The sequence below is a fragment of the Paenibacillus alginolyticus DSM 5050 = NBRC 15375 genome (assembly GCF_000422905.1).
Classification (GTDB): domain Bacteria; phylum Bacillota; class Bacilli; order Paenibacillales; family NBRC-103111; genus Paenibacillus_E; species Paenibacillus_E alginolyticus.
The window spans coordinates 33024-44166 of the sequence record NZ_AUGY01000072.1; the positions used below are offsets into that span (position 1 = coordinate 33024).

General features: G+C 41.9%; 15 protein-coding genes. 4 read left to right on the forward strand and 11 right to left on the reverse strand.

Annotated features, from left to right (window positions below):
- Positions 1-198 precede the first annotated feature (198 nt).
- Together G519_RS0127185 and G519_RS0127190 are read left to right on the forward strand one after the other, a co-directional pair.
- On the forward strand, positions 199-2346 hold the full coding sequence (locus G519_RS0127185) for a DNA topoisomerase III (RefSeq protein ID WP_029197378.1): 2148 nt from the start codon (positions 199-201) through the stop codon (positions 2344-2346).
- Between the two features lie 193 nt (positions 2347-2539).
- Complete coding sequence (locus tag G519_RS0127190) at positions 2540-3523, forward strand: DUF3231 family protein (protein ID WP_029197379.1); 984 nt, start codon at positions 2540-2542, stop codon at positions 3521-3523.
- 79 nt (positions 3524-3602) lie between these two features.
- On the opposite strand, the gene G519_RS44750 is transcribed toward G519_RS0127190, so the two are convergent.
- Positions 3603-4079, reverse strand: coding sequence for a ferritin-like domain-containing protein (locus G519_RS44750; protein WP_051253723.1), 477 nt, complete (start codon positions 4077-4079; stop codon positions 3603-3605).
- A gap of 178 nt (positions 4080-4257) precedes the next feature.
- Here G519_RS44750 and lgt point away from each other — a divergent pair, with 178 nt between their 5' ends.
- Positions 4258-5049 carry a prolipoprotein diacylglyceryl transferase gene (gene lgt, locus G519_RS0127200; protein WP_029197380.1) on the forward strand — a complete coding sequence of 264 codons (792 nt, stop codon included), beginning with the start codon at positions 4258-4260 and terminating at the stop codon, positions 5047-5049.
- Positions 5050-5189: 140 nt separating this feature from the next.
- Here lgt and G519_RS0127205 read toward each other — a convergent pair whose 3' ends face one another.
- The 8 genes from G519_RS0127205 to G519_RS0127240 form a co-directional block, all read right to left on the reverse strand.
- Positions 5190-5576: a rhodanese-like domain-containing protein gene (locus G519_RS0127205; protein ID WP_029197381.1), complete on the reverse strand. Its 387-nt coding sequence runs from the start codon at positions 5574-5576 to the stop codon at positions 5190-5192.
- A 22-nt stretch (positions 5577-5598) separates the two neighbouring features.
- On the reverse strand, positions 5599-5859 hold the full coding sequence (locus tag G519_RS0127210; RefSeq protein ID WP_029197382.1) for a metal-sensitive transcriptional regulator: 261 nt from the start codon (positions 5857-5859) through the stop codon (positions 5599-5601).
- A gap of 89 nt (positions 5860-5948) precedes the next feature.
- Positions 5949-6431 (reverse strand): DsrE/DsrF/DrsH-like family protein, encoded by a 483-nt coding sequence (locus tag G519_RS0127215; RefSeq protein WP_029197383.1) that lies wholly within the window; start codon positions 6429-6431, stop codon positions 5949-5951.
- Positions 6432-6536: 105 nt separating this feature from the next.
- Entirely contained in the window at positions 6537-6764 is a 228-nt protein-coding gene (locus G519_RS0127220) for a sulfurtransferase TusA family protein (protein WP_029197384.1), read from the reverse strand.
- Between the two features lie 32 nt (positions 6765-6796).
- Positions 6797-7369 (reverse strand): sulfurtransferase TusA family protein, encoded by a 573-nt coding sequence (locus G519_RS0127225; RefSeq protein ID WP_036633878.1) that lies wholly within the window; start codon positions 7367-7369, stop codon positions 6797-6799.
- Positions 7370-7405: 36 nt separating this feature from the next.
- Positions 7406-7726: a rhodanese-like domain-containing protein gene (locus tag G519_RS0127230; RefSeq protein ID WP_029197386.1), complete on the reverse strand. Its 321-nt coding sequence runs from the start codon at positions 7724-7726 to the stop codon at positions 7406-7408.
- Between the two features lie 18 nt (positions 7727-7744).
- Positions 7745-8899 (reverse strand): MBL fold metallo-hydrolase, encoded by a 1155-nt coding sequence (locus G519_RS0127235; protein WP_029197387.1) that lies wholly within the window; start codon positions 8897-8899, stop codon positions 7745-7747.
- 35 nt (positions 8900-8934) lie between these two features.
- Positions 8935-9714 carry a sulfite exporter TauE/SafE family protein gene (locus tag G519_RS0127240; RefSeq protein WP_029197388.1) on the reverse strand — a complete coding sequence of 260 codons (780 nt, stop codon included), beginning with the start codon at positions 9712-9714 and terminating at the stop codon, positions 8935-8937.
- Positions 9715-10042: 328 nt separating this feature from the next.
- Here G519_RS0127240 and G519_RS0127245 point away from each other — a divergent pair, with 328 nt between their 5' ends.
- Positions 10043-10237: a YgaP family membrane protein gene (locus G519_RS0127245; RefSeq protein ID WP_029197389.1), complete on the forward strand. Its 195-nt coding sequence runs from the start codon at positions 10043-10045 to the stop codon at positions 10235-10237.
- Between the two features lie 95 nt (positions 10238-10332).
- Here the strand turns inward: G519_RS0127245 and G519_RS47855 are convergent, their stop codons facing one another.
- Positions 10333-10725 carry a DUF2512 family protein gene (locus tag G519_RS47855; RefSeq protein WP_127528080.1) on the reverse strand — a complete coding sequence of 131 codons (393 nt, stop codon included), beginning with the start codon at positions 10723-10725 and terminating at the stop codon, positions 10333-10335.
- Positions 10726-10883: 158 nt separating this feature from the next.
- On the reverse strand, positions 10884-11143 hold a 260-nt coding region (locus G519_RS51095; protein WP_051253725.1), incomplete at its 5' end, for a hypothetical protein.

The following is an 11143-nucleotide window of genomic DNA, read 5'->3' on the forward strand; positions in this document are numbered from 1 at the left end:
ATTTTTGCTCCTCTTCATCCCTTATTTCATCATTATACCCTTATATTAGGACAAGAACAGACAATTTTCTCCTTTTTTGCGACATAAAAAAGCTCTCATCCGAATAGATTCGATCTTCAGTTTCGAACTGCTGCGCATTGAAAAGCGTGCTTTTTTCGCTTATGCTAATTTGTAAGCAGAAATGAGGTCATTTTCCCTATGAAAATTCTTGTACTCACCGAAAAACCAAGCGTCGCCAAAGAAATTGCCCGTGTCCTTGGATGCAACCAAAAGCAAAAACACCATTATGAAGGTGCCAAATATGTGGTCACTTGGGCACTTGGCCATCTCGTTACTCTTGCCGAGCCCGATGATTATGATCCCAAGTACAAAACTTGGAATCTGGAAGATCTCCCCATCATCCCTGAGCGCATGAAGCTTAAGGTGATGAAGGAAACATCGCAGCAATACCGTGCGATCGAACAGCTCAGCCGCAGGGGTGACCTAGCAGAGCTGGTCATTGCGACAGATGCGGGGCGCGAAGGCGAGCTCGTCGCGCGCTGGATTATGGAGCTGATCCGCTGGAAGAAGCCGTTCAAACGGCTTTGGATCTCGTCGCAGACGGATCAGGCGATTCGCGAAGGCTTCGCGCAGCTGAAGCCGGGCACGGACTACAACCGGCTGTATCAAGCAGCCGTCTGCCGTTCCGAGGCCGATTGGCTAATCGGCCTGAATGTGACCCGCGCGCTGACCAGCAAGTTCGGCGCGTCCTTGTCTGCTGGGCGTGTGCAGACGCCCACGCTGGCCATGATGATCAACCGCGAGGCGGAAATCCGGGATTTCCGGTCCGTCGACTATTGGTTGATCGAAGCGGATCTGGGCTCTTTCCGCGCGGTGTGGCGAGACCCCAAAACAGGCGATACGCGCATTTTTGACCGCGAGCGCGCAGATGCCTTAAAAGCAAAGCTGCAGGGCCAGAGCGGCAGAATCCTGCACGTGCAGAAAACCGAGAAGCAGATTCCGCATCCGCTTGCTTATGACCTAACCGAATTGCAGCGCGATGCCAACCGCAAGTTTGGTTTTTCAGCTAAGCAGACGTCGAATGTGCTGCAAAGATTGTATGAGCAGTACAAGTTGGTCACCTATCCGCGTACCGATTCACGTTACTTGACCTCGGACATGGTGCCGACCCTGCTCGGCAGGCTCAAGGGCGCAGCCATTGGCCCCTACGCAGCGCTAGCGGCTCCTTTTATACGCAAACCGTTAACGATTACGAAACGCATTGTCGACGATACCAAGGTAAGCGACCACCATGCGATTATTCCAACCGGTGAAGCCATTTCGCTCGCCACCTTAAGCGCTGACGAACGCCGTCTTTATGATCTCATTTTGCGGAGATTCCTAGCCTTATTCTGCGGTCCCTGCCGCTATGATGAAACCAAGCTGACTGTGGAAATAGCCGGAGAGAAGCTGTATGCATCGGGTAAAGTGGTTAAACAAGCCGGTTGGAAAGACGTGTATGGAGCCACTGATTTCACCGATCCAGATCGGGAAGAAACTGAGTCTGATGGAGACTCAGCTCAATTGCTGCCCCAAGCTGCCGAAAAAGACGCCGTAACCGTCTGTAACGCCCGTCAATTAAGCCGCCAAACGAAACCGCCTGCCAGGTACAACGAGGCTTCCTTGCTTTCTCAAATGGAAAAATGGGGCCTCGGCACACCTGCTACCCGCGCTGACATTATCGAGAAGCTTGTGTCCTCCGACACCATTGAACGTCAAGGCTCATTACTCGTTCCGACTGGGAAAGGCACTCAGCTCATAGAGCTCGCTTCGGAGGAACTGCGTTCTCCTGAGCTTACAGCCCGCTGGGAGCTGGAGCTAGAACGCATTTCCAAAGGCAAAGGAAGCATGGAGCAATTCCTAAGTGGTATCCGCAAAAAAGCAGCCGAGCTGGTCGATGAGGTCAAGAAAAGTTCTGCGGCCTATAAACCGCATAATTTAACGGGCAGCAAATGCCCAGATTGCGGGGAGTTTCTTCAAGAGGTAAAGGGGAAACGAGGCCGTTATCTCGTTTGTTCCAGCCGCGAATGCTCCTATAAGCGCGAAGCTGACGGACAACTGACCAACCACCGCTGCCCGCAGTGTCACAAGAAAATGGAAATCCACTCCGGCAAATCCGGCAAGTATTTTCAATGCCGTCCATGCAACGTCGTGGAGAAAATAGACAATGAATCCACCGGCGGCGGCCGTCGCGCCTCTGCCAAAGCGAACCGTCAGCTGATCGAGAAGTTTTCCGATCAAACCCAGCTGGGCAGCTCGCTGGCTGACAAATTGATGGCTGCGCTGCAGCAGAAGAAAGACGAGTAGCGTGCATGCAACCAATGGGGTATCTACCTTGAAGATGCTCACACGTATTACTGAGGACTTCCGCCATTAGGGGGAGGTCCTTTGTTTTTTACGGTACGTTTAGTGATATATGAATAAATCATATGAATGAACACATATTATCTTCAATACGAAAATGTGAAGCGAAAAACATAAATACGGAGGATATCCTTTGATGCTAGAAAAATCTAAAATGAGTGCAGCGGAACTCGGTGCATTATGGACAACTTACCAAAAAAAAACAATGATTCTTCGCATATTGGAGTACTTTATATCGAAATCGGAAGATCAAAAGGCCAAGGATTTAATGTCTGGATTGTGGGAAAAACTTCATCCAAAGGTCATCGAAATAACAAAGATGTTAGAAAATGATGGGGCAGTGCCCCCAATCGGGTTTAGTAAGGAAGATGTTAATCTGGATGCGCCAAAATTATATGAGAACGGCTTTGATATTATGTTCTGTCGGATACTAAAAGAAATAAGTATGGGTATGTATGTACTCCACATGACAATATCGTATCGCGAAGACATTGTTACGCTTTATAAGCAACTTACTGATATAACGCAGACCTATTATAATCAATTTACACAATATCTTCTAGAAAAAGATCTTCTTCCTCGCCCGAATTATACGAACATGCCGAAATCAGTTGGTTATATAACTGATAAAGCATACATGAAAGGAACTAATCTTTTTGGACATAAGAGATCAATAAATACTGTCGAGTTCGGGTTGCTGTATCATTCCATTGAGACAAATATTTCTGGTATGCAATTGATGATGGGTTTTGCCCAATGTGCCAAAGATGAAGAAGTGAAAAAATATTTTACAAAAGGGCAAGAACTTTCGAAAGAAATTTTAAAAGAAACCACAGATATCCTTCTTCAGAATAATATTCAACCACCTGCCACACAGGGAGGTACAGTTACAAATTCGACAAATGCGCCTTTCTCCGAAAAGTTGATGATGTATTGTACATACCTTTTGGGTGGGTTTAGTCTTGGAGTTCAAGGCTTTAGTGCTGCTTTTGTATTACGTAATGATATGATAGCGAAATCAGGGGTATTCGCTAAAGATGTATTCGAATATACAATGGAAGGCGCCAAACTTATGATGTCCAAAGGATGGTTAGAGGAACCACCGGAAATGGATCTTTGATTTTATACCCCAGTGCTCCTTTATTAAAGCTCCTGGGGTATTTTATATTGCAATGAGAGGCACCGAAGGACACTATCTTTTAACTTTTGTTTTTCGCGTATAGCCAGTTATAGTAACTAGCATGCTTTATCTCATCGGTCATGATTTCAAAGATCATATTGCGGTATACTGGTCGAATGTTCAAATATAGGGTACGATACTTTTCAAACGCCTTTAATTCACCGAATAAGGCATTCTCAATACCGCTTAAGTAATCGCTAACATGTTCAATCGGCTCCGTCGCTTCTATTCCGGTAGGTGATGTACCCGTAAGTTGCGTATAAATATTTCGAAACATTTGATTGTGTTTTCTCTCGTCATCTCTAATGCCTGTAATAACTTCCTTTTCTTTCTCCGTAGGAGCAAGCCTTATCAACTCTTGATAGAAGAGCTCATCATTTCTTTCTCCAGCAATGGATTGAAGAATTAAATTCAGCACCATATCTTCACTGCGTGCGAAATGCCCCGGGTAACCTTGATACGGGACGTAAGTGGGCGCTTGTAAGGTGTAATACATATTTTTAACACTTCTCCTTTATTGCGTAATCTACACATTAGAATATTCACCCACCTCCATTTCGTTCAAAAATAATTTAAGGTTAAATGGAAATAAGAAATACCTCTAAATATAATTTAGGACAAGGTTATAATAGTGTTATAATTATTGCATACCGTAAAGCAAAGGAGCCATCAAATTGCTTCAATATTTAGGTTTCATAGGTTCATTTCCGATTCGTTCGTACAGTATCTTGTTTGTTCTTGCCATAATATTGGGCTATGGGGTAACTCTTACTTTAGCTAAATTGCAAAAGAAACATGAGCTAGCAAATCATCTTTCAAATTTATTAATCCCTATGATGATCGGTGCCATTGTTGGTTCAAGATTTTGGCAAGTTTTCTTGTTTGATTGGGGTTATTATTCCCAGCATCCTGGAGAGATTATTGCCATTTGGCATGGCGGCCTTTCGATTCAAGGGGGAATAGTCGGAGCCGTGTTGGTCGGGATTTGGTATGTTCGAAAACATAAATTGTCTTTTTGGGAATTAGCTGACTTGTGTGCTCCTGGATTAATATTAGGACAAAGTATTGGACGAGATGCAAATCTGATGAATGGCGATGCCTTCGGAGATCCTACGGGTGGAAACTGGGGGATTCTTTATCCTGAAGGCACTATTGCAAGAGATACATACGGGGATAAGCCTCTTTACCCTGCAGAAGTATGGGAAGGGCAAATGGACATTATTATTTTTGCCCTTGTCATGATTCTTCTTCAGCGAAAAATGAAACGAGGATACTTATTTTTAATCACAAACTCAGTCTATAACGCCGGTCGATTTATGCTGGAAATGCTAAGAGGAGATACTCCAAAATATTTATTTCATTGGACAACCGCACAATGGACTGCTGTAGGTGTCATTTTATTATGTATCGTTGCTGGCATATATCTTCACTACAAGGATAAAAAACGCTCTGAGGCAACCGCATGATCATTATGAAAAGGAATTCATACCCGCGCTTGAGGGTTATGTAGAACATTACAAAGTGGCAACAAATTAAGTATGTGTAAATCAATCAAACTTATGTAAATCAAAAAATCATTAACCCACAAGGGCTAATGATTTTTTGTTTATTTGGTTAACTTCCCTTTCCAGGACATAATTCCGCCTTGTAAATGAGATAATTCGTTAAAACCATTCTTTTTTAGAATTCTTGCTGCTTGTTTGCTCCTCATTCCACTCCGACAATATAGATATACATGATTATTTTTTTGAATTTCGCCAACTTTTTGTTTCATATGGGATAACGGAATATTGATCGCACCTGGGATGTAGCCTTGTTTTACTTCGCCGGGTTCACGTACATCAATCAAAACATAATTACGCTTTCCCTTCAATTCTTCCTGAAATTGATCTGGTGATAGATTGTTTAGACCTTTTAAGCTTGCAAACCTGGAATAAATAAACCAGACTAAAAACGCTAACGCCACGATATTAAAAATGGATGTATAATCCATACGCAACCTCTTCCTGATCCTCTTACCGGCTTTTAACTAACAATTCAACGGCCTGTTTGACCATTTTGCTCGAATCTCTTCCAGCTTCTATTTCCTCCAGAATACACTGTTCCAAATTGACCGCAACAATGAGGGCAATGGCTTTGTCCGCGGCGCTCCTGACTGCTGAAATTTGGCTAACAACATCCTTGCAATCCTGTTCTTCCTCCATCATCTTTAAAATACCCCGGATTTGTCCTTCAACACGCCTTAATCTCTTTTTCACATCATCATCGTATTTCATATTCTGCCTTCCTTTCATTGATACCTGTATAGGTATATTATTGCTGATATGACTCACGAAAACAATATGAAGGTAGGCGAAGAAAAGGCTTAAATAAACAAATTTACTTTAGCATCAGCGGCATCACCCAAATATGCCGCAACACCCGCATATTGAATGCCGTCGAGCAATTCTTCCTGCTGCAAACCGAGCAAGTCCATTGTCATTGTACAAGCAACCAGTTTAACGCCTTGCTCTTGAGCTAACTCAATTAATTGCGGAAGCGACAACGCATTATGCTTTTTCATTACATGCTTAATCATTTTTGGCCCCATGCCACCGAAATTCATTTTGGAAATTCCAAGCTTCTCAGCTCCGCGAGGCATCATTTTTCCAAACATTTTCTCCAAGAATCCCTTTTTCACCGCAATTTTTTGATCTTTACGAAGTACGTTCAGTCCCCAAAAGGTAAAGAAAATCGTGACTTCGTGATCATAGGCGGCAGCTCCATTCGCGATAATAAATGCGGCAATAGCTTTATCCAGCTCTCCGCTAAAAAGGACAATTGTTGTTTTCTCTTTGTTGTCTCCCATGCTTCCCACATCCTTCTTTTATAGTTATACACGTATAGGTATATTAAGTATTCAAAAAAAATTTGACACCCAATTTTTAGATAAATCACTTATCAATTAGATAAGTCACGATCCTTTTTTTACCGTAAATGTAAAAACCCCATTTTTTTCTTTTGCATCAATGAGCTCGTGTTTGGTCTGATTGACCCAGGCCTGGAAATCCTTCATCGACCCTTTATCCGTCGTTTGCAATTCCATAACTTGTCCCGACTCCAAAGAATCGATGCCCTTTTTTGCTTTAACAATCGGCAATGGACATGCCAATCCTTTGGCGTCAACAATCAAATCTACCATATTAAACTCCTCCTTATGATTTGTAAATTCAGTTAGTCCTTTTCTTCGCAATGAACCCACTGAGACATACCGGGTATTACATTCTTAATATTATTAAATCCTCGCTCCGTTAGCATATGGCATGCCATATCACTACGATTCCCGGTACGACATACGACGTAATATTCATTATGTGGATCAAGCTGCGTCATCTTCACTTCGATTTCCCCTAAAGGGAGTGATATAGCCCCAGGAATCCGTCCGAAAGCATATTCTGCCGGCTCTCTTACATCAAGAATGTTGAGTTTCTCTCCGGCTTCTACTCTTGCTTGTAACTCATCATTCGTTGCGGTATGAGGAAATTTCATCTCCACTTTGATCCCGGATGCTTCAGCTTTGCGAATGAAATGACGATAGATGCCGTTTTCCTCCTTTAACCCAATGTATTGGTGTCCTGTGCGACTTGCCCAGCCCTTTAGGTCTGCTATCGATCCTATATCCGTCGCACGAATTTCTAATACTTCGCCAGGATTCATATCATCTATTGCCTTTTTGGTACGAACAACCGGAAGTGGACAAGCCAGTCCTTCACACTCGAGCGTGCGATCTACATGCAATGCAGTCATAAGTTAAAGACCTCCATTATTATTTATTGAATTGATTTATTTCCCATACTCCACTTCGCCAGACCATTCGGACATGCCACCAGTCATATTCGTAACGTGATAACCCATAGAAGATAAATAATCACAAGCCATTCCGCTTCGATTACCGCTGCGGCAAACAATGATCGTTTCTTGTTTTGGCTTTATTTCGTTAAGTGCTCGAGCGATCTGGCTAAGAGGAATATGTTTGGCGCCATATATATGTCCAGATTCCCATTCGTCGTGATCCCGGACATCAAGGATGGTTACATTCTCTTTCTGTTTGATTCGCTCTAGAACTTCGTGTGGCAATAGCTCTTTATAAGTTTTATTAGGCATTTTGATTCCTCCATATAATCATTTTGTTTTGTCATCATGAACGGCACAACGGTTTGGTCCAATTTCCATTTCTCGCTGTTCCTCAGTTGTCGGGCTTATTTTCCCCATGTTCGTTTGGCGTATTTCCTGATAGGCATTCGGTTGTGGCGGCAGATTCTCAGAAACGGTGCGTCTGAATTCGGATTCGTCGTGTATGTTTAAACCAGGATTTTCTTTAAACAAATCGCCAAGACGTGCAGCTACTTGCCCTCTATCACCTAATTCCGCAATTGTACCAAAGTGGGCAGGAAGCACGATTAGATCTTCAGACAGCTGCTTATATCGCTCATACAATGTCGTTCTGAGGTCAGCGACCCAATCTTCTGCTTTCCCAGCCAAGTCAGGGCGGCCAATCGACTTCACGAATAGAATATCCCCGGAAAGCAAATATTGATTATCAATAATAAGTGATGTGCTTCCAATCGTATGACCTGGAGAATAAATCGGCTGGATGTTAATTTCTGTTTGGCCAACGACAAGATGGCTGCTTTCTTCAAGCTTCTCATAGTGGAACACAACCTCTGTAGCATCCTTTGGCGGAAGCCAGTAAGATCCACCCGTTTTCTCAGCTAATTGCCGGCCGCCTGAAATATGATCGGCATGAAGGTGTGTATCAAGGGTATGTTTGATGACGGCATGATTTTCTTTGGCAAAATCCTCAAACACCGCGGTAGTCCGAACCGCATCAATAACGGCAGCTTCACCATTAGAAATCACCATGTAAGACAGACAACCTTTGCCTAATCGTATAAATTGATACAGGGTGCCCCCGTCTTTCAAATTAGCAATTTTAACAGGCTCGATATACTCACTCCAAGATTTCATACCATCAATTAAATAAGAAATGTTTTGTTTTCCGCTTTCGACCAACTGTTCAGCTACAAACTTGGATGAACCCTCTTTCGCGCAAACAACCAAAACCTCTTGGTCATCCGGAATTTGATCAAGAATTTCATCTACACCATCAAGAAGTTCGAAATAAGGCACGTTGATAATATGGACATTCTCACCTTCTATTTTCCAATCGTTGAAGTCACTTTCATTCCGAACATCTAAAATAAAAATAGGCGTTTGTTTCAAAACCTTTTTTGCTAGCTTTGCAGCATTCATTCCATGTACCTGTTTATCATTCATTTATTGTTCCCTCCGAAGGTTAAAGTCAGTTGATTCTAAAGCGAAATAGAATACCAAATTTTAATGACAGTTGCCGTTATCAAAGCAGCCAGAATCCATTGAAGAATCTTCGTGTTGATTTTCTTACTGAGCTTAGCTCCAATCGGTGATGCAATCGTACTTGCAACGACAAGTACGATTGATGGAACCATAAGCATATGCCCTCCTAATAGTTTTCCGGTTGTAGATCCAATGGAGGATATAAAAGTTATAGCTAAGGATGAAGCGATAGCAACCCTCGTTGGGATCTTAAGAACCACTAACATTACCGGCACCGTTATGAAGGCACCCGCCGCGCCTACGACCCCTGATACCGTCCCAATGATTAAAGCTAAAATAACCGCTAATGGTTTATTAAATGTAACTTCACTTACATCTTGGACATCTGTTCCTCGTTTAGGTAAAAACATCATAATCGTGGCAATCAGCGCCAAAATGGCATAGATGAGATTGATGATTGAACTTGATAATGTGTTGGATACAAAGCTCCCCATAAAGCTGCCAATGATAATTGAAGACCCCATGTAAAGCACTAAAGCTTTATTTAGAAATCCCCCTTTTCGAAACACAAGCATTCCCATTAAACTTGCAAAGAACACCTGTATAGCACTAATTGCAGATACTTCCTGTGCGGTAAAAGCAGTAAATCCTAGTGCCACTGGTATAAATAACAACATCGGATAGTTAATAATGGAACCACCAATTCCCACCATTCCTGAAATAAACGAGCCCAAAAATCCAATTATGAAAATAGTTATGATCCATGTTAAATCCATAAGGCACTGCCTTTCCACATTACATATTAAAGCCAATTATATACCCATATGGGTATATAAAATTGCAAAAAAAATTCTCTTACCTCATACCTATAGTTCGGAAATTTTTACACCACCTTTATAAATCGTCATTACTTATACCCGTATGGGTATATCGCTACTATAAACAAGATTTTCATTTTCGTCAACTCCTGAAATTACAAACTCATTTGATTGATTGTTTGACTTAGAACAGGACAACATATTCAATGTGTGCTGTGAATACAACAGCATTCGTATTTTTTGTCTATGGCTGTTTTTTTATCAATTATCCTTCGGAGGTTTTATTATGCAGTGTAACGTTGGGAAAACGGAGCAAGTTATAAGAATTACAATTGGATCCGCTATTGTTCTTGCTGGGGTGTATTACAAAAGTTGGTGGGGCTTAATTGGATTAGCGCCAATTGTTACAGGAACAACTCGTTACTGTCCAATGAACGCGGTTTTGGGAATATCGAATTGCATGACTAATAGTAAATCTTGAAATTTAAAACAAATTGTTAAAAAACAGAAGGAAAGCTCAGAATCTGAATTTTCCTTCTGTTTCTAATTTTACAGGACCAAGATACAAATTTAAGTTTATTTATCACTAAAACTATGTCGATCAAGCCTGCCCCTGTCTTTCTGAAAATAGCTATGCATAAAGAACTCTATGATGCCAAAAACCAATGCAACTATCACCACAGTCGTAAAGTTTATGGACCAATGAAAAAAGAATTTCTCGACCAACCAAAAGAAAACAAAGGCTAGTCCTACATCTGCTAAGGTAGCAACCCCATTGTTGGTAACTCTTAAAAATAATTGATCAATTGCAACATAAGACATAAGAGAAAAAGTATAAGTTGCAAAGAACGCCTCGGTGAGTGTGGCTTGGGTTAAATACATCAATAGAGGGATTAAAAAAACTCCATTTAACAGTAACTTCAAAAACAGTTTCCCAAGCATTCGCAGCATTTTCTTTCCTTCTTTCACACAGAATGTACTTCTGTATCTTAATATGGCTTCTTCGCGGCCGGAATATTAAATGGTAATTAATTTTTTTTAGCGGAAGCCCCACCCAATGGATTATGTGTCCCTCTTCAAAGAACAAAATCACCCTACGGGTGAATAAACATTTCTAGCCGACGGTTTTACTCAATCCTCGGCTTTTCCTTTCTTACCATCGTCCCATTACATGCAGGGCAAAAGAAAGTCGGTTCTTCTCCATCTTCATCTCCCCATGAACATTCATCCACGATGAAATCGGGAACTGGGTCTATACACCCACATTCTAAACACACGTAATCAATAAATACATCTGGATCATTCATTCCGAGCCAATCTTCTATCGTGCCTTCCATCCCTTTGTTCAGCTCATCCAGCTGCTTTTTCTCTTTGTTTTTTTCGTCTT